General features: G+C 58.8%; 20 protein-coding genes. 7 read left to right on the top strand and 13 right to left on the bottom strand.

The genetic code is table 11. From position 1 onward, the window contains the following. Nucleotides 1-13: 13 nt before the first annotated feature. From GS611_RS14810 to coxB, 11 genes are all read right to left on the bottom strand, one after another. Complete coding sequence (locus tag GS611_RS14810) at nt 14-1,429, bottom strand: FAD-binding oxidoreductase (RefSeq protein WP_171636892.1); 1,416 nt, start codon at nt 1,427-1,429, stop codon at nt 14-16. A gap of 38 nt (nt 1,430-1,467) precedes the next feature. Continuing rightward, complete coding sequence (locus GS611_RS14805) at nt 1,468-2,286, bottom strand: MBL fold metallo-hydrolase (RefSeq protein WP_171636890.1); 819 nt, start codon at nt 2,284-2,286, stop codon at nt 1,468-1,470. A gap of 102 nt (nt 2,287-2,388) precedes the next feature. Next, on the bottom strand, nt 2,389-2,973 hold the full coding sequence (locus tag GS611_RS14800; RefSeq protein ID WP_171636888.1) for a GNAT family N-acetyltransferase: 585 nt from the start codon (nt 2,971-2,973) through the stop codon (nt 2,389-2,391). Then, a complete protein-coding gene (locus GS611_RS14795) occupies nt 2,973-4,235 on the bottom strand; it encodes an insulinase family protein (protein WP_171636886.1) in 1,263 nt (420 codons plus the stop codon). Before GS611_RS14795 ends, GS611_RS14800 begins: the two co-directional genes overlap by 1 nt. Beyond that, complete coding sequence (gene thrC, locus GS611_RS14790) at nt 4,232-5,620, bottom strand: threonine synthase (RefSeq protein ID WP_171117532.1); 1,389 nt, start codon at nt 5,618-5,620, stop codon at nt 4,232-4,234. Before thrC ends, GS611_RS14795 begins: the two co-directional genes overlap by 4 nt. After that, a complete protein-coding gene (locus GS611_RS14785; RefSeq protein ID WP_171636884.1) occupies nt 5,617-6,294 on the bottom strand; it encodes an SURF1 family protein in 678 nt (225 codons plus the stop codon). The genes thrC and GS611_RS14785 overlap by 4 nt, the downstream gene beginning before the upstream one ends. Before the next feature lie 157 nt (nt 6,295-6,451). Beyond that, nucleotides 6,452-7,267, bottom strand: coding sequence for a cytochrome c oxidase subunit 3 (locus GS611_RS14780; RefSeq protein ID WP_152457261.1), 816 nt, complete (start codon nt 7,265-7,267; stop codon nt 6,452-6,454). Between the two features lie 22 nt (nt 7,268-7,289). After that, nucleotides 7,290-7,865 (bottom strand): cytochrome c oxidase assembly protein, encoded by a 576-nt coding sequence (locus GS611_RS14775; protein ID WP_152457260.1) that lies wholly within the window; start codon nt 7,863-7,865, stop codon nt 7,290-7,292. Then, nucleotides 7,865-8,026 (bottom strand): hypothetical protein, encoded by a 162-nt coding sequence (locus GS611_RS14770; protein WP_171636882.1) that lies wholly within the window; start codon nt 8,024-8,026, stop codon nt 7,865-7,867. The genes GS611_RS14775 and GS611_RS14770 overlap by 1 nt, the downstream gene beginning before the upstream one ends. Beyond that, nucleotides 8,023-8,973 carry a heme o synthase gene (cyoE, locus tag GS611_RS14765; protein WP_171636880.1) on the bottom strand — a complete coding sequence of 317 codons (951 nt, stop codon included), beginning with the start codon at nt 8,971-8,973 and terminating at the stop codon, nt 8,023-8,025. The genes GS611_RS14770 and cyoE overlap by 4 nt, the downstream gene beginning before the upstream one ends. A gap of 88 nt (nt 8,974-9,061) precedes the next feature. Then, nucleotides 9,062-9,973 (bottom strand): cytochrome c oxidase subunit II, encoded by a 912-nt coding sequence (coxB, locus tag GS611_RS14760; protein ID WP_171636878.1) that lies wholly within the window; start codon nt 9,971-9,973, stop codon nt 9,062-9,064. Nucleotides 9,974-10,149: 176 nt separating this feature from the next. Between coxB and tldD the strand changes: the two genes are divergently transcribed. From tldD to topA, 3 genes are all read left to right on the top strand, one after another. Then, a complete protein-coding gene (gene tldD / locus GS611_RS14755; RefSeq protein WP_171636876.1) occupies nt 10,150-11,571 on the top strand; it encodes a metalloprotease TldD in 1,422 nt (473 codons plus the stop codon). Between the two features lie 239 nt (nt 11,572-11,810). Further along, nucleotides 11,811-12,935: a DNA-processing protein DprA gene (gene dprA, locus GS611_RS14750; protein WP_171636873.1), complete on the top strand. Its 1,125-nt coding sequence runs from the start codon at nt 11,811-11,813 to the stop codon at nt 12,933-12,935. A 167-nt stretch (nt 12,936-13,102) separates the two neighbouring features. Continuing rightward, nucleotides 13,103-15,730: a type I DNA topoisomerase gene (gene topA, locus GS611_RS14745; protein ID WP_171636871.1), complete on the top strand. Its 2,628-nt coding sequence runs from the start codon at nt 13,103-13,105 to the stop codon at nt 15,728-15,730. Between the two features lie 72 nt (nt 15,731-15,802). On the opposite strand, the gene GS611_RS14740 is transcribed toward topA, so the two are convergent. Then, a complete protein-coding gene (locus GS611_RS14740; RefSeq protein WP_171636869.1) occupies nt 15,803-16,180 on the bottom strand; it encodes a hypothetical protein in 378 nt (125 codons plus the stop codon). A 163-nt stretch (nt 16,181-16,343) separates the two neighbouring features. On the opposite strand from GS611_RS14740, the gene GS611_RS14735 reads away from it, so the two are divergent. Then, nucleotides 16,344-17,048, top strand: coding sequence for a CoA transferase subunit A (locus GS611_RS14735; protein WP_171636867.1), 705 nt, complete (start codon nt 16,344-16,346; stop codon nt 17,046-17,048). Next, on the top strand, nt 17,048-17,674 hold the full coding sequence (locus tag GS611_RS14730) for a CoA transferase subunit B (RefSeq protein WP_152457252.1): 627 nt from the start codon (nt 17,048-17,050) through the stop codon (nt 17,672-17,674). Before GS611_RS14735 ends, GS611_RS14730 begins: the two co-directional genes overlap by 1 nt. A gap of 37 nt (nt 17,675-17,711) precedes the next feature. Here the strand turns inward: GS611_RS14730 and GS611_RS14725 are convergent, their stop codons facing one another. Then, a complete protein-coding gene (locus GS611_RS14725; RefSeq protein WP_171636865.1) occupies nt 17,712-18,578 on the bottom strand; it encodes a lytic transglycosylase domain-containing protein in 867 nt (288 codons plus the stop codon). Nucleotides 18,579-18,931: 353 nt separating this feature from the next. Between GS611_RS14725 and GS611_RS14720 the strand changes: the two genes are divergently transcribed. Continuing rightward, complete coding sequence (locus tag GS611_RS14720) at nt 18,932-19,168, top strand: Flp family type IVb pilin (RefSeq protein ID WP_171636863.1); 237 nt, start codon at nt 18,932-18,934, stop codon at nt 19,166-19,168. A gap of 313 nt (nt 19,169-19,481) precedes the next feature. After that, entirely contained in the window at nt 19,482-19,721 is a 240-nt protein-coding gene (locus tag GS611_RS14715) for a hypothetical protein (RefSeq protein ID WP_171636653.1), read from the top strand. Nucleotides 19,722-19,924: the final 203 nt, after the last annotated feature.

Here is a 19,924-nt window from a genome sequence, read left to right as displayed (position 1 = left end):
GTTCGGGCCGTGTTCACCCTTTCAGAACCGCGCCGGGATTCATGATGCCCTGCGGGTCCAATGCCCGCTTGATGGCCCGCATCGCGCCCAGCTTGGCTGGATCGCAGTAGCGTTCCAAATCGCTGGTCTTGAGGCGCCCGACCCCATGTTCGGCACTGACCGAACCGTCGAAGGAATCGACCAGATCATGGACGGCCTGCTTGATCGCGCCTCTTTGATCATCAAATTCCGATCGGTATCGCCCTTTGGGCGGGAACACGTTGTAATGCAGGTTGCCGTCACCAAGATGACCAAAGCAATTGATCCGGAAGGGCCCCAGGCGTGCAATCAATTCTCTGCCTTCGCAAATGAAATCGGGGATTCTGGAAATCGGGATCGAGATATCATGGCTCGACACTGACCCGATCAGACGATTGGCTTCGGGAATGCGTTCGCGCACCGCCCACAAATCGGCTCTCTGCGCTTCACTTTGGGCGATTACTCCGTCCTGAACCTGACCGAGTTCTTCAGCGCGAACAAAGAGTTCCTCCAACGCGGCAAATGGTGATTGCCCATCAGCCAGACCCAGCTCGATCAAAACGCTCCACTCCGGGGGCGAGGCGAACGGCTGACGGACATCCGGCAGAACCTCGGTCAGGAAATCAAGCCCTTGCCGGTGGATCAGTTCAAACGTGCTGACGGCCTCACCCACCTTGTCCCGCGCCAAAGCCAGCAGGTCGATCGCCGCTTCGGGAGAAGCCACCTGAAACACCGCGGTCCCGACACCGGTGGGTCGCGGGAACAGCTTCAGCGATGCGGCAGTGATGATCCCCAGCGTCCCCTCGGCCCCAATCAGCAGGTTGCGCAAGTCATAGCCGGTGTTGTCCTTTCGCAGCCGGCTGAGGCCATGCCAGATCTCACCACTGGGCAGCACCGCCTCAAGCCCCAGGCACAGGTCGCGCGCGTTGCCATACCGCAAAACGTTGACGCCCCCTGCGTTGGTCGACAGGTTGCCCCCGATCCGGCAGGATCCCTGCGCCGCCAATGACAAAGGAAACAACCGGTTTACCGCCTCGGCTGCGGCCTGAACATCTTGAAGAATAGCCCCGGCTTCGGCGACCAGAACGTTCTCGGTTGGAAAGACAGACCGGATGACGGTCATCCGTTCCAACGAGATCACCAACGGCGCAGGCCCCGCCGACATCACCTGCCCGCCGACCAGGCCAGTGCCGCCGCCATATGGAACAATCGGAACCTGTGCCTGTGCAGCCAATTTTACCAGCTGCGCCACCTCATCGGTGTTTCGCGGCAAGGCCAGCAGACCGACCCGTCCCGAAAAACGCCCGCGCGGTTCTTCCAAATACCGTTCCTCTACGGGGCGCAGGACACCGTCGCCCAGTTTCGAACGGAGCAGCGCGGCAAAACGGTCATCAGCGGGGTTCAAACTCATACGCCTCCAATGCCCAAGCGATGCGGTTGCCGCAAGCCTTATTCAAGATCAATCAGATAGCGCGGCTCAAGCACCACAACCGTGGGGCGGTCCGGAAGGTTCCGCAACGACACGGTGATCTCCGACACCCCGTCGCGCTCAACCGGAAATGTATCCCTGATATCCACCAGGAAGCGATCCAGCGAAAACTGCGAGAACCAGTGCATCGGAATGATGACAGAACTTTTCAGCCGTTTCAGAACCGCAATCATATCGGGCAAAGGCATCGTGGTCCCGCCATCCACGGCGGCCATGACCACATCCAGCCGCCCGAGCGCGGCAAACTGTTCATCCGAAGGGACATGATGCAAATGCCCCAGATGACCTATGCACAACCCCTCAACCTCGAACACAAAAATCGAATTGCCGCGTTCTTCGACCCCACCATATACAGACCGGATATCGGTCGAGACATTGCGCACCAGCATCTCACCCAGATCCAGATGATGCTCGATACCTTTCCCGAACTCTCCCCACCCCGGGAGAACATGCGGAATGGCCGGGTCGGGATGCGCCGTCCAATGCGTGCCGTGGGCATGGTTCATCGTCACCACGTCGGGGATCAGGTTTGCGCTGCCGATAAATCCGGTAAAATCCGTCACCGCATTCAGCCCGCCGCGGGTCTGGATCATGAAAGAGGCATGCGCGATATAGCTGATCCGCACCGAGAATTTCGGCACCGGATCCTGCCAGGCCGCCCTGTGCAGATACTCGATTCCGGGCGCCGCATCGGCAATGGCGACACAATGACTTGGCCGTCGCTCCTGCGCAGCGGCCCCGCCCGAAAGCACCATCAATGCCGCAATCAACCAGCGCATACCCCGAGTGTAGCGCAGAACGACAACAAGTCATGCCCCTTGTTCATCTGGCCCCAAATATCCCGGGGGAGGCGCGGCTTGCCGCGACAGGGGCAGCGCCCCCTATCCGGCGTCGGTTTTTCCACGCCGGTCAGACCGCAGGCTGGCATACAGAACATGCGTCCGCCACCGCCCGTTGATTTGCAAATACGACTGCGCCACGCCCTCGTATTTGAAGGCCGAGCTTTCCAGCAACCCGCGCGACGCCCGGTTTTCCGGCAGGCAGGCGGCTTCAATCCGGCTCAGGTCCAAACGGGTAAAGGCATGGTGAACCATCGCGCCGATGGCTTCACGCATATACCCTTGTCGGGCAAAAGCCTGACCGGTCCAGTACCCCAATGTGCCCGCCTGTGCGGGACCGCGCCGAATGTTGTCCAGCGTGATGGCCCCAACCAACACGTCATCTTCACGGCGAAACAGAAAAAGCGGAATTGCCGTCCCGGCCGCTACCGAACGTTGTGCCCAATACACACGGTTGGTAAAGGATTTGCGGCTCAGGTGGTCCTTGGCCCAGATCGGTTCCCAAGGCGTCAGGTAACCTTTCGAGGCTCGCCGCAACGCGGCCCAATCGTTGAAGTCGGAATGTACAGGCGGGCGCAGGCTGAGCCGCGCAGTCTCGAGTTTCAGCTTGCGTCTGCCCAACAGCATCACGCCGCCCGCCTCTCCTGTAGTTCGGCCAATGTCGGCGCCCCCGAAACCGGCCCGTACAGCGCCAAAGCGGCAGGTGCGTTGACGGCCATCTGCTCGGCAAATACGCGCACATTTTCGGTGCTGACCGCATCGATCTTGGCCACCGTATCTTCCAGAGACGGGACCCGCCCCCAGATCTGAACCAGCCGCGCCAGCCGTTCGGCCCGGTTTGACGGGCTTTCCAGCCCCATCAACATCCCGGCTTTCATCTGCGCACGGGCACGGGCAACCTCTTCCGTGGTCATGTCCTCTGCTGCGCGCTTCATCTCGTCGATGGTGATGGTGGCAAGCTCTGCCACCTGATCTGCCGAGGTACCGGCGTAGATCGTCGTCGTACCGGTATCCGCATAGGCACCAGTCTGGGCAAAGATCGTATAGCAGAGCCCGCGTGTTTCACGCACCTCCTGGAACAGCCGTGAGGACATGCCGCCACCCAGAGCCGTCGAATATATCTGCGCCGTATAGATCGCATCGTCGCGATAGCCCGGGCTTTCCAGCGCAAGTGCAAAATGGGCCTGCTCCAGCTTTTTCTCCTGCCGTGCTTCACCACCGGTAAAGCGCGCAGGGTCAGCGATAAGCCCGTTGCGTGGTTGCAGATGACCGAACATCTCTTCGGCCATTTTCATCAGCTGATCGTGATACACGGCACCGGCAGCGGACAGGATCATCTGATCGGGGCCATAATGCTCTGCTACGAAGCCAGAGAGGTCTTCTCGTGAAAACGCACTGACCCGTTCGGATGGTCCCAGAATGGTTCGGCCCAAAGGCTGGTCGTGATAGCTCTGCTCCTGCAACCAGTCAAAGATCACATCGTCGGGCGTGTCATAGGCCTGGCCGATCTCCTGAAGGATCACGCCGCGTTCGACCTCGATCTCGCGCGGGTCGAAAACCGGGTTCAGGACGATATCGCCGATCACATCCATCGCCAGCGCCACGTCGTCCTTTAGAACGCGCGCGTAATAGGCCGTTACCTCGCGCGAGGTATAGGCGTTGATATACCCGCCCACATCCTCGATCGCCTCGGCGATTTGCAGCGCCGAACGGCGCTCTGTTCCCTTGAACGCCATATGTTCAAGGAAATGCGCAATTCCGTTCTGTTCGATCCGCTCATGCCGCCCACCGGCGGTTACCCAGATGCCGATGGCCGCAGATTGCAGCCCCGGCATATGTTCACTGACGATACGAAACCCGTTCTTCAGTTGGTCTTGTCTGACAGTCACTCAGCGATGTGCCTTTTTATATGATCCTCAAGGGCACCCAGATCATTGGCGATGCGGGTCACCCGTTCCGGACGTTCATACAGATCAGACATGCGGGATGGAAGAGGTGGATGCACGTCGCTCGCCTTCTCGACTGCGGCGGGGAACTTGGCGGGATGCGCAGTGGCCAAGGTGATCATCGGGGTATCGGTGGCACGGTGGTCTTCGCCGACCTTGATCCCGACCGCAGTGTGCGGGCAGACCAGTTCCGCGCTGTGGGCAAGCGTATGCCGGATCGTCGCCAGCGTTTCCTCCTCGGACACTCGGCCCGAGTCGAAACTCTCGCGCAGCGCTTCCATCGCGCCCTGGCTGACATTGAAGCCGCCGGACTTGAGCTCATCCATCAACTGCGCCACGGCACCGCCGTCCTCGCCATAGGCGTAATACAACGCCCGCTCAAAGTTCGAGCTGACCTGAATGTCCATCGACGGGCTGATCGAGGGGATGGTGTCGCCCTTGAAATACCCCTCACCCGACAGACAGCGGTGCAGGATGTCATTCTGGTTGGTTGCAACGACCAGACGGTCGATGGGCAAGCCCATGCGCTTGGCCAGATAGCCTGCGAAGATGTCGCCGAAATTGCCGGTCGGCACGGTGAAACTGACCTTGCGGTGCGGCGCGCCGAGGCTGACGGCGGCCGAGAAATAATAAACGATCTGCGCCAGCACCCGGGCGAAGTTGATCGAGTTCACACCCGCCAGCTTGACCCCGTCGCGGAAGTCGAAATCGTTGAACATATCTTTCAGCGCGGCCTGACAATCATCGAAATCGCCGTCCACGGCCAGAGCATGAACGTTGCTGTCCGCAGGCGTCGTCATCTGGCGACGCTGCACCTCGGACACGCGGCCATGCGGGAACAGGATGAACACATCCACGGCATCCAGCCCCCGGAACGCCTCAATCGCGGCAGAACCGGTGTCGCCGCTGGTCGCGCCCACGATGGTCACGCGGTCATTGCGCCGTTTCAGGGCCACCTGGAACAGCTGGCCGATCAACTGCATGGCAAAGTCTTTGAAGGCCAGCGTGGGGCCGTGGAAGAGCTCCAGCAAGAAGTGATTCTCGTTCAGCTGCTTCAGCGGCGCGCGGGCGTCATGACCAAAACCCTCGTAGGCACGCGCGATGATCTGCTTGAACTCATCCTCGGCAAAGGAGCCGCTGACATAGGGCCACATCACACGGAACGCGATGTCTTCATAGGGCAGACCAGCAAGCGCCGCGATCTCGTCATGGCTCATCACAGGGATCTCGGCGGGCAGATAAAGCCCCCCATCGCGGGCCAATCCGGTCAGCATCGCCTCTTCAAAGGTCAGTTCTGGCGCTTGGCCACGGGTCGAGATGTATTTCATTGCTCTTCACTCTCAGAAGGGGCGCGATTGCGCCACAGGAAATAACCGGTCATCACAGCCCAAACCAGAGCCAAGCCAAACCAGGTGATTGCATATTGCAGGTGATCGTTTGGAATCCCCGCCGTATCCACCGGCAAAGGCGTCACGTTCGGGTCGGTCTGAGACCGTGCAATCAGCAACACCGGTTCGGCCCCCAGCGCGGCGGCCAGATTGGGCACGTCCCGGGCAAACCAGATGTTGTCGTCAATATCGGGCTCGGGCGTATAGCTGTCGACCTCATCCGGCCAGTGCAGGTTGCCGGTGATCTCCATCGGACCGGTCAGACGCGACGCCTGTTTTGCAGTTGTCGGCACAAACCCCCGATCGACCAGAATTGTGCGGTCCTCGGTGTTGAACGATTGGATGATGCGATACCCTGCCCCGACCTTTTTGACCGAAACAAGAACATGGATTTCGCCTGGTTCCATCTCACCCGAAACCGTTATCGGAAGGTATTTGTCGGTGTCCTCTGAAACCTGCCGGGGCAAGGCGATAGGGTCGGCTGAAATGCGACTTTCAATCTCTGCCAACAGCTCCTGTTTCCAGGCCAGACGCTGCATCTGCCAGATCCCCAGCGACAGCAGAACGCCCAAACCGGCGAGGCCGAAGATCAGCAGGAACAGAATGCGGCGCATGGCAGGGTCGAACCTCTTTTCAGGAACCGGCGTCTTGTTAAGGGGCGTGTGGGCCAAATTGCAACCACGCAATTGTATGGGGCGCAATCTTGCGCCCGGAACAGAGAAAAAGCCGCCCCTCAAGGGCGGCTTTTGCAATTTGATCAGCTGATCGGGCTTACATCAGCGGGGCCTGTCCCCAGATGTAGACTGCAAAAAACAGGAACAGCCAGACAACGTCAACGAAATGCCAGTACCAGGCCGCCGCTTCGAACCCGACATGCTTTTCCGGTGTGAAGTCGCCTTTGAGGGCCCGGATCAGGCAGACCGACAGAAAGATGGTGCCGATGATGACGTGGAAACCATGGAAACCGGTCGCCATGAAGAAGTTCGAATAGAACTGATCATCGCCAAATTTCCAGCCTTCATGGGCCAGCAGCTCATAGTATTCGAACGCCTGCAAACCGGTAAAGGCAATGCCCAGAACGATACCGATGGCCAGACCGTTGATCAGCGCTTTGCGGTCGTTGTCATGCACCAGCGCGTGGTGGGCCCAGGTGATAGCACAGCCCGACAGCAGCAGAACCAGAGTGTTGATCAGCGGCAGGTGGAACGGGTCAACCGCGTGGATGTCCGGCTGGATGTATTCGGTGCCGGCATAGTCGTACATCGGGTACATGCGATGTTTGAAGAACGACCAGAACCAGGCAAAGAAGAACATCACCTCGGACATGACGAACAGGATGAAACCGTACCGCAGACCGATGCGAACCACAGGGGTGTGATCCCCCTGGCGGCTTTCGACAACAACTTCGGACCACCATGCGAACATGGTGTAAAGAACTGCGACCAGACCGGCCCAGAACATCCACGGGGTCAATCCGTGCATCCAAAGGACGGCTCCGAACAACATCACAAAGCCGCCGACAGCTCCGATCAGAGGCCAGATCGACGGGGCCAGAATGTGATAATCATGGTTTTTAGCGTGTGCCATCAGCGTCCCTCACCTACAGGCGTTAGTTCGTGTTTGTTTCTGCCTGCGCTTCAAGGGCGGCATAGCCCTCTGGCAGGTCAATTTCGTAGAATGTATACGACAGCGTGATCGTATGAACATACTTTGCTTCAAGATCTTCGACCATTTCAGGATCGACGAAGAAGGTCACCGGCATCTCTACCCGTTCGCCGGGTTGCAGCACCTGCTCTTCAAAGCAGAAACAGGCAATTTTTTGAAAATACCCGCCCGCCGAATAGGGTGCCACATTGTATGAGGCCTGACCCGCTATTGGACGATCCGTTGGGTTGTAGGCCTCATAGAAAGCCAGTCCGGTCTCGCCGATGCGCACTTCCATCTCGCGAACGACCGGTTTGAATTCCCAGGCCATGTTTTTGGCCTTGGACGCATCAAACCGTACGGTGACCGTGCGGTCCAGAATGTCTTCGGGGGCGGCTTCGGCCACACCGGTTGTACCGCCAAATCCGGTCACGCGGCAGAACCAGTCGTAGAATGGTACCGCCGCCCAGGCCAGGCTACCCATCAGGACAACCACACCCACGGTTTGAGCGACCGTTTTCTGTGGACCAGACAAAGCCATCAGTTCTGGATCTCCTGTGTGGCCATGTTGAAGTCAGTACCCGAGACCTTGACGATCGTCAGGCCGAAAATGATCACGATAAAGGCAGCCAGCGTCAGGCCGACGCCCAGATTGCGGCTGAACCGACGCTGATGCAGTTCATGGCTTTTGCGCAGGCTCATGACCATCCTCCCAAACCATAGGGTTTCAGCAAGGCTTCGGCCAGAATAGCGCCGAAATGCAGGAAGAGGTAGAGCAGCGAAAGCTTGAAAAAGCTGCGTTCGACCTTGAAATTATCGGCCTCCGAGTCATCCTCGGTCCGACGTGAAATTTGCCAGGCGCCGCGCAGGAACAACGCGTTCAACACCAAAGCCACGGTCAGATAGATGGGACCACCGATGCCAGAGAACGCGGTTCCCACCGCCAGTATCGCCAGCAGGGCCGTATAGACGAGAATGTGTACACGCGTCGCACGGCGACCATGCGTGACGGTCAGCATAGGCACGCCCGCGTCATCATAGTCCGAGCGCATGAACAGCGCGAGTGCCCAGAAATGCGGCGGTGTCCACATGAAGGTCAGGGCGAACATCAGCCACGGTTCAACCTCCATGGACCCGGTAGCAGCCACCCAGCCGATCACCGGAGGGAAAGCGCCCGCCGCACCACCGATCACGATGTTCTGCGGGGTCGAGCGCTTCAGCCACATGGTGTAGACAACGACATAGAAAAAGATTGTGAAGCCCAGAAACGCACCTGCGAACCAGTTGGTCGCAAGGCCCAGCATGATCACCGACAGGCCCGACAGGGTCAGGCCGATGGCCATCGCCTCACCCTCCTCTACCTTGCCGGAGGGGATCGGGCGACCTTTGGTGCGTTTCATCACCTTGTCGATATCCGCATCCCACCACATGTTCAGCGCACCCGATGCACCGCCACCGATGGCGATGAACAGAATGGCGCAGAACCCGACAAAGGGGTGGACCGGAACCGGGGCCGCCAGCAGACCGACCAGCGCCGTGAACACGACCAGAGACATCACGCGCGGCTTCAGCAGGGCGAAGTAATCGCCAAAGCTGGCCTCGTCCGCGTGGGCGGTCGCTGTGCTGGCATTGATGCTTGCGTCGGTCATCTCGGGTCCTTCTGGGGCGAAAGCTGCGCGGTCAGCCCGCACAGCCTGCATTTCGTGTCAGGCGGGCTTTTACCCGCCCTCAGTGTGCTCAGTTCGAAGCAACCTGATAGCTTTGCGGCAGACCGGCATATTCTTCGATCGCACCTTGCAGCCACTGGTCATACGCTTCCTGGCTGACGACTTTCACGGTGATCGGCATATAAGCGTGGTCTTTGCCGCAGAGTTCCGAACACTGACCGAAATAGATGCCTTCCTTCTCGGCCTCGAACCAAAGTTCCGCCAGACGCCCGGGCACACCATCCTGCTTCACGCCGAAGGACGGGATAGTCCAGGAGTGGATCACGTCAGATGCGGTAACCTGCATCACGACAACCTTGCCAACCGGGACAACAACGGCAGTGTCGGTGGCCAGCAGCCATTCGTCTTCGCTGTAACCCGCATCTGCCAGCTTGGCGCGCATGGCGTCATCCAGAACAAACGGAGTCACATCCGCGTCGGCCGGGCGCGCGCCCTCGTCCAGAGTGGCCGGATGGCCCAGCAGGTAGCTGTCAAAGGCAAAATCGTGATCAACATATTCATAGGTCCAGTACCACTGGTTGCCCACGACTTTGATGGTGATGTCGCCTTCCGGAATTTCCTGCTGTTTGAACAGAACCGGCAGCGAAAACGCACCGATGAAGACCAGAATCAGGATCGGGCCAAGGGTCCATGCAATCTCAACCGGGGTGTAGTGTGAAAAACGCGCCGGTTTCGGGTTAACGCGTTCGTTGTAACGCACGATGCAATAAACCAGCAGGCCGGCAACCAGCAGGCAGATGACGGTGATGATCACCAGAATCATGCCGTCCAGACGCTGAATTCCCGTGGCAAGGCTGGTGGCCGCGGGCTGAAAGCCCATACCGCCGTCAACCGGCTTGCCAATAATCTCAAGCTCCTGAGCCATGGCTGGAAGGCTGGAGAGGGCTGTCATAAACCCTGAAAGCATCAAAGCATTCTTCATGTTCTGTCCTGATCGTTTGATCTTTGCGTCCCTGGCGAAAAGGTGTGAATCGGTCGCACCTCTCCCGTTGTCTTTGGCCGCGTTAAAAACCATATTCCGTCGGGTAGATAAAGCAAAATGCTTGCGTCAAACAGACGCTATCTTTGATCTGGATCAAACCCGAAAGGTCGCAACCCATGTCCGACGCCCCGTTTCGCCCGTTTGAAAGCGCTCTACCACACGATGAAGCGCTTGCCATTTTGCGCTCGGCCACGGACGGGGCCGAGGACGGAGAGCTGTTTGTCGAGCGGCGAAAATCCGAGTCTCTCGTGTTCGATGACGGCCGTCTGCGCACCGCGTCTTACGATGCGTCGGAAGGGTTCGGGCTGCGTGCCGTACAAGGTGAAGTGGCTGGATATGCGCATTCCACAGACGTCTCGATTCCTGCCCTGAAACGGGCGGCGGAAACAGCAAGACTGGCTGTCGGGGATGGCGGCGGGGTCTTGGCGGATGCTCCGCGCTCCACCAATACGCGCCTCTATACGGACGAAGACCCGATTGATTCTGCCGCTTTCCCGGTCAAGATCGAGACATTGCGTGAGATCGACGCCTTCGCCCGCGATCTGGACCCGCGTGTGGTTCAGGTCAGCGCCACGATCGCGGCAGCCGTGCAAGAGGTCGAGATTCTGCGCCCCGATGGTGTGATGGTCCGCGATGTGCGCCCCATGACCCGCGTGAACGTGTCGGTCATTGTCGAACAGAACGGACGCCGCGAAAGCGGATCCGCCGGAGGTGGTGGCCGGGTTGGCCTGAGCGGGTTGATCGACCCCGCCGACTGGCAGGCCAAGGTACGCGAAGCGCTGCGCATTGCGCTGGTCAACCTGGACGCAGTTCCCGCACCGGCCGGTGTCATGGAAGTCGCGCTTGGCCCCGGCTGGCCAGGCATTCTGCTGCACGAGGCCATCGGCCACGGCCTGGAAGGCGACTTCAACCGCAAGGGCAGCTCGGCCTTTGCCGGTTTGATGGGTCAGCAGATTGCTTCCAAAGGTGTGACCGTGGTGGATGACGGCACGATTGCTGATCGTCGCGGTTCGATCAGCGTGGATGATGAGGGCACGCCCAGCGCACGCACGGTGCTGATCGAAGACGGCGTCCTGACCGGCTATATGCAGGACCGCCAGAACGCGCGGCTGATGGGGGTTGCTCCTACCGGCAACGGGCGGCGGCAGAGCTATGCACACAAACCCATGCCGCGCATGACCAACACGATCATGCTGGGGGGCGAAGCCGACCCGCAGGCTCTGGTGGCTGATATCAAGGACGGCATCTGGGCGGTTGGCTTCGGCGGCGGTCAGGTGGACATCACCAATGGCAAGTTCGTTTTCTCGTGCACCGAGGCGTATCGCGTCGAAAACGGCAAAATCGGCGCGCCGGTCAAGGGCGCCACGCTGATCGGTGACGGGCCCTCGGCCTTGAAACGCATCCGCGGGCTGGGCAACGATATGGCGCTGGACCCCGGCATGGGAACCTGTGGCAAGGACGGGCAATGGGTGCCGGTGGGTGTTGGCCAGCCGACCGTCCTGATGGACGGGCTGACTGTCGGCGGATCGGCCGCCTGAGTCGGACGCGGCGCAATCCAAGAGGCGCAGGGTTAACCCAGCGCCTCTTTTTTCGCGAAGATCGCCTTTAGTGTTCAAAGCGCTCTTTCTGACTGAAAGTTTTTTATTTTATTTATTATCAATATCTTACATTCGACAACCCTGACAAGACTGCAAAAAAACACTTCTAATTTTCAACGATTCACAAGCTGTTAACTGCCTGTCCCGTAAACCAGTTCTGCAACAAGGCGGAGCAACGGATGACCGAAGAGCAGCTTTCTTCCAATCACCCCCCACTCCCACCCACCACGGAAGAGGACCGGTTTTCGTGGCTTCGTCTGTTGCGTTCTCGCAAGGTCGGTCCGGCGACATTTCGTCGGCTGCTTCGCGAACATGGCTCAGCGCAGAACGCGCTGGCCGCGCTGCCTGAAATGGCACGCGCCGCCGGTATAACAGGGTATGAAACCTGCCCCCCCGGCGTGATCGAGGCGGAACTCAGGGCCGCAAAAGCCGCCAAAGCGCGGCTTTTGTGCCTTGGGTCCGCTGAATTCCCCGCGGCCCTGGCTGGACTCAACGAAGCCCCGCCGCTGCTTTGGGCGATCGGAGACGTTTCGCTGCTGCAAAAACCAACGATTGCGATGGTCGGCGCGCGAAACTGTTCCTCGCTCGGCGCGCGGATGGCACGTGGCCTGGCCACCGAACTGGGCAGCAAGGGGCACGTAATCGTCTCTGGCCTGGCGCGTGGCATCGATACAGCCGCACATATGGCCGCGCTGGAGACCGGCACCGTGGCAGTCATGGCCGGTGGCGTTGATGTGATCTATCCCGCCGAAAACACGGAACTGGCCCATGACATCGCGTCCCGCGGCTTACGGATTTCGGAACAACCGATGGGCGTAACACCCCAGGCCCGGCACTTTCCACGCCGAAATCGGATCATTTCGGGGCTTGCGCAGGCGGTTGTCGTCGTCGAGGCAGCCGCCAAGTCCGGCAGTCTGATCACGGCACGGGACGCACTGGATCAGGGGCGCGAGGTTCTGGCCGTTCCCGGCCATCCGTTCGACGCGCGGGCCGCCGGTTGCAATCTGTTGATTCGTGACGGCGCCACACTTGTCCGATCTGCTGAAGACGTTATTGAAGCCTTGCCGAGGCAGGACGACCTGATTTGCCGGCCAATCGAACCGCCCTCGGAACCAATCGTGCGTCCTGCAAGAGACCTGCACGAGCAAATCATCGCGCGGCTTGGCCCCTCGCCCATCGCCGAAGATCAATTGCTGCGGGATATCGCGGCCTCGGCCGGTGAGCTTGGACCGGCGCTGATCGACCTTGAACTTGATGGGCGAATCCAGCGTCAGCCCGGAGGTCTGTTGTCGCTGGCAAGTTGATCGTACCCTCGTTCCGGCGTGCCCGGTTTCTGAAGATTTGTGATAGCGCACTGAAATCACGGCGCTTTTCCACCGACGAAAGGAACGCATTGACAATTCCCGCTTGCCCCACACATTTTGCACCACCATAGAAGGCGCCAAATTCGTCGAGCGAGGTTTCCCCTTAAATGCCCGTAGTTGTTGTAGAATCTCCGGCCAAAGCAAAAACAATCAATAAATACCTGGGCCCCGACTACACGGTTCTGGCCTCTTACGGCCATGTGCGGGACCTGCCGCCAAAGGATGGATCGGTCGATCCTGAACATGACTTCTCGATGAAATGGGAGGTCGGGAACGACAGCCGCAAGCATGTCAAGGCCATTGCCGACGCGTTGAAAGAAGACAATGCGCTGATCCTCGCCACTGACCCCGACCGCGAGGGCGAGGCAATCAGCTGGCACCTACAGGAGGCGTTGACCAAACGCCGCTCGATCAAGAAGGATACGCCTGTCAGCCGCGTCACCTTCAACGCCATTACCAAGGACGCCGTGACCGAGGCGATGCAGAACCCGCGTCAGGTCGATATGCCGTTGGTCGAGGCCTACCTGGCCCGCCGCGCGCTGGATTATCTGGTGGGGTTCAACCTGTCTCCGGTTTTGTGGCGCAAACTGCCGGGTGCGAAATCGGCGGGTCGCGTGCAATCCGTCTGTCTGCGCCTGATCGTCGAGCGCGAGATGGAAATCGAGGCATTCAAGCCGGTGGAATACTGGTCGGTTCGGGCGCTGTTCGAGACACCGCGCGGGCAGACCTATGAGGCGCGTCTGGTCACGCTGGCCGGCAAGAAGCTGGACAAGCACGATCTGGCCAATGCGACACAGGCCGAGCTGGCGGTTCAGGCGATCACCAGCCGCGCGCTGAGCGTGACATCGGTCGAGGCCAAACCCGCCGCACGTAACCCAAGCGCTCCGTTCATGACCTCGACCCTGCAACAGGAGGCCAGCCGCAAATTCGGCATGGGCGCGCGCCATGCAATGCAGGTGGCGCAGCGGCTTTATGAAGCCGGATACATTACTTATATGCGGACCGACGGGATCGATATGGCGCCTGAGGCCGTGGCCGCGACCCGCGACGCCATCGCGGATCGCTACGGTGCAGAATATGTGCCGGACAGCCCGCGCATCTACAAGAACAAGGCCAAGAACGCGCAGGAAGCCCACGAGTGTATCCGACCGACGGATATGTCGCGCGACGCCAAGGCGCTGAAAGTGACAGACGAGGATCAGCGCAAGCTTTATGACCTGATCTGGAAACGCACCATCGCCTGTCAGATGGCTGCCGCACGTCTGGAGCGCACCACCGTCGAGATCGGCAGCGACGACGGTCAGGTCGGCCTTCGCGCCACGGGCCAGGTGGTAATGTTCGATGGGTTCATGCGGGTATACGAAGAAGGCCGGGATGACGTCGCGGACGAGGATGAAAAGCGCCTGCCACAGATCACGCAGGGCGATCCGGCCCGTTTTGCCAAAGCCTCTCTGAAGGATCAGTTTGCCAAGGCGACCAGCGACAGCGGTGACAAGATCGCGAAAGAAGCAATCCTGTCCGAGAACGAATCCGTTCTGGCCCTTCAACACCATACCCAACCGCCCCCGCGCTATACCGAGGCCACTTTGGTCAAACGGATGGAAGAGCTGGGGATCGGGCGCCCATCTACCTATGCCTCGATCGTAACGACGATCCAGGACCGGGAATATGTCCGCAAGGACAAGAACAGGCTGATCCCCGAGGAAAAGGGCCGGATCGTCACCATCTTCCTGCTGAACTTCTTCCGCCAGTATGTTGGCTACGAGTTCACCGCGAATCTGGAAGAGCAACTGGATGACGTCAGCGCCGGGGAGCGCGACTACAAGGATCTGCTGGGCAAGTTTTGGCGTGATTTTTCAGCCGCGATTGGCGAGACCTCCGAGCTCCGGATTTCGGAAGTGTTGGATAAGCTAGACGAAGCTCTGGCTCCGCAGCTGTACCCGCCGCGCGAGGATGGGTCCGATCCGCGTATCTGCCCGAAATGCGGCACCGGTCAGTTGCACCTGAAGACCTCTCGTACGGGTGGGTTCGTCGGATGCGGGAACTATCCGGAATGTACCTATACGCGCCCGATTGCCGGTGAAGGCGCGGAAGGTGACGAAAGGCTGCTGGGCGAAGATGGCGGGGATGAGATCTGGCTGAAGTCCGGCCGGTTCGGCCCTTACGTTCAGCGGGGCGAACCCACGCCCGAGAACAAAAAGCCCCCGCGCGCATCCCTTCCGCGCGGGTGGAGCAAGGATGACATGGATCTGGAAAAGGCGCTGACGCTTCTGTCCCTGCCCCGTCAGATCGGCGAACACCCCGAAGGCGGCATGATCAGCGCGAATTTCGGGCGGTTCGGCCCCTACCTGATGCATCAGCTGCCGGAGGAGGCAAAGCCGGTCTACGCCAATCTGAAAGACCCCAATGACGTGTTCGAGATCGGCATGAACCGCGCCGTTGAATTGCTGGCCGAAAAACGGGCAAACCCCGGTCGTGGACGGCGGGCCGCGGCGAAACCTCTGAAGGAGTTGGGTGAGCATCCCGATGGCGGCGCGATGCAGGTTCTGGACGGGCGCTATGGGCCTTATGTGAAATGGGAAAAGGTCAACGCGACGATCCCCAAAGACATCAAACCCGAGGACGTAACGCAGGAAATGGCCATCGAGCTTGTCAACGAGCGCGCTGCCAAAAAAGGCACCAAGAAGAAGGCCACGTCTAAAAAGAAAGCAACCACCAAGAAAGCAACAACCTAGTCTGACAGGTGGTCGGGGTTGAAAAAGCCCCCCACAATCGCCGTTTCGGCATTGCGGGGGGCTGTCAGCAAATTACCTGGGCTGTGGGCCGCATCGCACTTCGAGCGTCGTCTGCCAGTCTTCCGAGCTGCTTGAGCTAGGATAGTAGCCGGGTGCGCTGCCTGAGTTCTGGGCAGCAGCCGTCAGGACATCGATGATCAGGGCTGCATTCTTGTCCACCCCCTGATAGCCGGTATCGCTGGCCAGAACGAAGGCCTCTTTGCCCTGCTGTGCGCACCGTGCGTTGGCGGTTGAAATTGCAGATTCAAGTGAAGACTTCTCAGAATATCCGGTACCAACAACTTTGATCTTGTTATCATCGAGCTGAAGTACCGCCGCCTGATCAGGCTCACAGGCTGACATAGCCAAAAGCGCAATACCTGCGGCTGCTCCGACCCAAATTCGTTCCATGTTTTCAATCTCCTATAACGGTACAGCGCTTATGCTGAATCGCCTGTTTCATTGCAACAACTCATTCTATTGGTAGAAATACCACCTACCCCTTGGTTTCATTGACTTCCCCGTGACGCGACGGCACAACCAGCCCATCACCATGTCATTGGGGGAGTTTTCCATGAAGAAAGTCTATGCCAATGCCACCGAGGCGCTCGATGGGCTGCTGTCGGATGGCATGCTGATTGCCGCAGGCGGGTTTGGCCTGTGCGGCATTCCGGAATTGTTGCTTGAGGCCATCAGGGAATCGGGCGTCAAGGACCTGAGCTTTGCGTCGAACAATGCCGGTGTGGACGATTTCGGAATCGGCATCCTGTTGCAGACCAAGCAGGTCAAAAAGATGATCAGCTCGTATGTCGGCGAAAACGCCGAATTCATGCGCCAGTACCTGAGCGGCGAGTTGGAGCTGGAGTTCAACCCGCAAGGTACTCTGGCCGAGCGTATGCGCGCTGGCGGCGCGGGCATCCCCGGCTTTTACACCAAGACCGGCGTCGGCACCGTGATCGCCGAAGGGAAAGAGCACAAGGACTTCAACGGCGAGACCTACATACTGGAAGAAGGCATTTTTGCCGATCTGGCCATCGTCAAAGCCTGGAAGGCTGACGACACCGGCAATCTGGTTTTCCGCAAGACCGCCCGTAATTTCAACGTTCCTGCCGCGACCTGCGGCAAGATCTGCGTGGCCGAAGTGGAAGAGATCGTTCCGCGTGGTTCGCTGGACCCCGACTGCATCCACCTGCCCGGTATCTATGTGCATCGCATCATTCAGGGCGAACACGAAAAACGCATCGAACAGCGCACCACCCGCAAGAAGGAGGAAGCATAATGCCCTGGGACCGCAATCAGATGGCCGCACGCGCGGCAGAGGAACTGGAAGACGGCATGTATGTGAACCTGGGTATCGGGATCCCGACGCTGGTGGCAAACTATGTGGGTGACAAGGACATCACGCTGCAATCGGAAAACGGCATGCTGGGCATGGGCCCCTTCCCCTTCGAGGGCGAAGAAGACCCGGACCTTATCAATGCAGGCAAGCAGACGATCACCGAACTGTCCCGCACGGCCTATTTCGACAGTGCCACGTCCTTCGCCATGATCCGCGGCGGCAAGATCGCAGCGGCGATTCTGGGCGCCATGGAAGTGGATGAAAAAGGCGATCTGGCAAACTGGATGATCCCCGGCAAGCTGGTGAAAGGCATGGGCGGCGCGATGGACCTGGTTGCAGGCGTCGGCCGGGTGATTGTCGTGATGGATCACACCAACAAGCACGGCGACAGCAAGGTCCTGAAGGAATGCACCCTGCCACTGACCGGAAAGGGCGTCGTGGATCGCATTATCACCAATCTTGGTGTGCTGGATGTGGTTGAAGGCGGTCTGAAAATCGTCGAACTGGCGGAAGGTGTCAGCGAAGATGAGCTGCGCGCCGCAACGGAAGCGACAATCGTTTCCTGATCAAATGGAAAGGCCCGCCGGATCACGGCGGGCCTTGTTAGTTGGAAGTCTGAAAAACACAGCCATCGGAAATCAGGTCTGGCGGCGTTGCGCACAAAGCCCGCGCGATCTGAAACGCGGCGAGGACTTTTGGCACGTAGTCCCGGGTTTCAGCATAGGGTGGCACACCGCTGTGTTTGCGTACGGCCCCCTCTCCTGCGTTGTATCCAGCCAATACAAGTATTGGATCATTCCCGAACTCTTCCATCAGCCAGTTGAGGTATTTTACACCGCCCGCAATGTTCTCAGAGGGCTTAAGGCTGTCCTTTACCCCGAATCTGGCCGCTGTCGCGGGCATCAACTGCATAAGCCCCTGCGCGCCTGCGGAACTGACCGCGTCTGTACGCCCGGCCGATTCCACCGAGATGACCGCAAGCACCAGCGCAGGTGAAACATTGGTTCCCACAGTGGAACGAAGGATATCGATCCCGCGTTCCTTTGCGATATCTTGCAGCGATTGCAGTCGCGGTGATCTCACGTTGGTTGCGGCCAGGGCGCTGATCGCCGCGTCAAGCCGCCCGGCCCCACCTTCATCAATGTGCGGTGAAATCAAATTCCAGAAAGCCTTGTACGATCCTTTGGGATCTCGTTTGACTTCCGCACCGGGCGCCGGCAGCGGAGCGACTTTGGTACGCGCGATGATTTCCGGCACCACCAGTTCAGTGCCCGTGCTGGGCGCTGAAGGGTTGGCTGCATGTTCTTCCGGAGTGATCTGCACGGTCACACGCGGACGTTCACCGGGTTTTGGGACTTTGACGCGCTTGTATACGCCGCGCGGCTCTGTCTCGGTCGCATTTACGGATGCAGTACCCGATATCAGAAACGCCAGCACACCGGCGCATTGAAGTGCGTTCCGGAGATTCATTTGCCTGCCTCATGTTTTCTTTTTAGGCGATTTGAACCCCAAATCTTCCCGCAAGGCCAGAAAAACAAAGCGAAATGGGGCAGTTTCGCCTCATTTGGCGCAATTTTGCATCGCTATAGGGCCTTTGCTTTAATCGTTGTGATTTTTTTATCTTTTATTTTCATTGTGTTATGAAAATTATAACCAAAAAGTTAAGCCATGCGAAAAAAAATCTGTGTTTGGCCCAATTCCTGCCACGCCCAACGGTCAAACATAGTCCCATACCGAGACGGACATGAGCGGACTGAGAGAGAAAGCTCTGAAGAACGCCGAGGTTTGTTAAACTCTTTTTGATCCTTTAGGAGGGACGTAACATGATCAAGTTCATCAAGAACTTCCGCAAAGACGAAGACGGCGCAGTAACAGTTGACTGGGTTGTTCTGACCGCAGCAGTCATCGGCCTGGCCGCCGTTGCATATCAGCAGATCTCGGCTGGCGCGACCGGCCTGGCAACAGACGTGAACACCGCCCTGAACGGCGCATCGCTGAGCACCGGCAGCAATTCCGCGACAGGTGGTATCACAACTGCAGGCACCAACAGCGGCAACTAAGTTGCTGACCTAGAGAATTTCCAAGGCCGCGCTCATCGGGCGCGGCCTTTTCTTGTGATCTGAAACTGCTCCATCCCAAGTTCGCTGGAGCCTGCCCGCGCGCAAGTTGTGAAGGCAATCGCGACGATCATGGCGTTTTGCTGTAATTGCCGCGTTTCTTCTGCTCCAATCAATTCGACTAACGCGCGAAACCTGGTAGGAGCTCAAAATTTCCCTACGAAATCAATATTTAGCCCAACTTTCGCCATCCATGCGGACCAGTTACAGGCCAGCCTGTTGTTGGCACTGACGCGACGTATTTGGAGATAAGCACATGTTAAGGTTCCTTAATCAGTTCAAATCTGACGAAGCAGGAGCGGTGACAGTTGACTGGGTGGTGTTGACCGCAGTGGTCATAGGATTGTCAGGCGCGACCTACCTTGTAATAAGCTCAAGCGTCGACGGCATGGGCGGCAATATCAACGGGGCCATGAACAGCGCCGTCGTCAGCACCGGCTCGAATACTGCGCCGTCTGGTATTATCACGGCGGGAACTGCCGGCGGCGGAAACTAAGTCGCGGCTGATGCGCGCTCTGGCTGGTTTCCAAAAACGTCTTGCTTAACCGTTTCGAAGCAAAGCGCTGCGCCCGTTGGGTGCAGCGTTGTTTTGTTGCGCTCGGTCCGCTGGCAATCGTGGGAGGTAACAATAACCATGCGGAATTGTGCGGAAGAAGGCGCGGAAATCTGTCAATCAGGCATTTTTGTCCCACATTTCGA

This window comes from Ruegeria sp. HKCCD6119 (assembly GCF_013110585.1).
Taxonomy (GTDB): domain Bacteria; phylum Pseudomonadota; class Alphaproteobacteria; order Rhodobacterales; family Rhodobacteraceae; genus Ruegeria.
Note: the sequence above shows the minus strand (reverse complement) of the source record. Positions and strands in the feature narration are given on the sequence as shown.

What these genes read in the sequence shown, in the direction of transcription:
- GS611_RS14810 (WP_171636892.1), bottom strand. Translation starts at nt 1,429, where the DNA reads ATGAGTTTGAACCCCGCTGATGACCGTTTTGCCGCGCTGCTCCGTTCG.
- GS611_RS14805 (WP_171636890.1), bottom strand. Translation starts at nt 2,286, where the DNA reads ATGCGCTGGTTGATTGCGGCATTGATGGTGCTTTCGGGCGGGGCCGCT.
- GS611_RS14800 (WP_171636888.1), bottom strand. Translation starts at nt 2,973, where the DNA reads ATGCTGTTGGGCAGACGCAAGCTGAAACTCGAGACTGCGCGGCTCAGC.
- thrC (WP_171117532.1), bottom strand. Translation starts at nt 5,620, where the DNA reads ATGAAATACATCTCGACCCGTGGCCAAGCGCCAGAACTGACCTTTGAA.
- GS611_RS14785 (WP_171636884.1), bottom strand. Translation starts at nt 6,294, where the DNA reads ATGCGCCGCATTCTGTTCCTGCTGATCTTCGGCCTCGCCGGTTTGGGC.
- GS611_RS14780 (WP_152457261.1), bottom strand. Translation starts at nt 7,267, where the DNA reads ATGGCACACGCTAAAAACCATGATTATCACATTCTGGCCCCGTCGATC.
- GS611_RS14775 (WP_152457260.1), bottom strand. Translation starts at nt 7,865, where the DNA reads ATGGCTTTGTCTGGTCCACAGAAAACGGTCGCTCAAACCGTGGGTGTG.
- GS611_RS14770 (WP_171636882.1), bottom strand. Translation starts at nt 8,026, where the DNA reads ATGAGCCTGCGCAAAAGCCATGAACTGCATCAGCGTCGGTTCAGCCGC.
- cyoE (WP_171636880.1), bottom strand. Translation starts at nt 8,973, where the DNA reads ATGACCGACGCAAGCATCAATGCCAGCACAGCGACCGCCCACGCGGAC.
- coxB (WP_171636878.1), bottom strand. Translation starts at nt 9,973, where the DNA reads ATGAAGAATGCTTTGATGCTTTCAGGGTTTATGACAGCCCTCTCCAGC.
- tldD (WP_171636876.1), top strand. Translation starts at nt 10,150, where the DNA reads ATGTCCGACGCCCCGTTTCGCCCGTTTGAAAGCGCTCTACCACACGAT.
- dprA (WP_171636873.1), top strand. Translation starts at nt 11,811, where the DNA reads ATGACCGAAGAGCAGCTTTCTTCCAATCACCCCCCACTCCCACCCACC.
- topA (WP_171636871.1), top strand. Translation starts at nt 13,103, where the DNA reads ATGCCCGTAGTTGTTGTAGAATCTCCGGCCAAAGCAAAAACAATCAAT.
- GS611_RS14740 (WP_171636869.1), bottom strand. Translation starts at nt 16,180, where the DNA reads ATGGAACGAATTTGGGTCGGAGCAGCCGCAGGTATTGCGCTTTTGGCT.
- GS611_RS14735 (WP_171636867.1), top strand. Translation starts at nt 16,344, where the DNA reads ATGAAGAAAGTCTATGCCAATGCCACCGAGGCGCTCGATGGGCTGCTG.
- GS611_RS14730 (WP_152457252.1), top strand. Translation starts at nt 17,048, where the DNA reads ATGCCCTGGGACCGCAATCAGATGGCCGCACGCGCGGCAGAGGAACTG.
- GS611_RS14725 (WP_171636865.1), bottom strand. Translation starts at nt 18,578, where the DNA reads ATGAATCTCCGGAACGCACTTCAATGCGCCGGTGTGCTGGCGTTTCTG.
- GS611_RS14720 (WP_171636863.1), top strand. Translation starts at nt 18,932, where the DNA reads ATGATCAAGTTCATCAAGAACTTCCGCAAAGACGAAGACGGCGCAGTA.
- GS611_RS14715 (WP_171636653.1), top strand. Translation starts at nt 19,482, where the DNA reads ATGTTAAGGTTCCTTAATCAGTTCAAATCTGACGAAGCAGGAGCGGTG.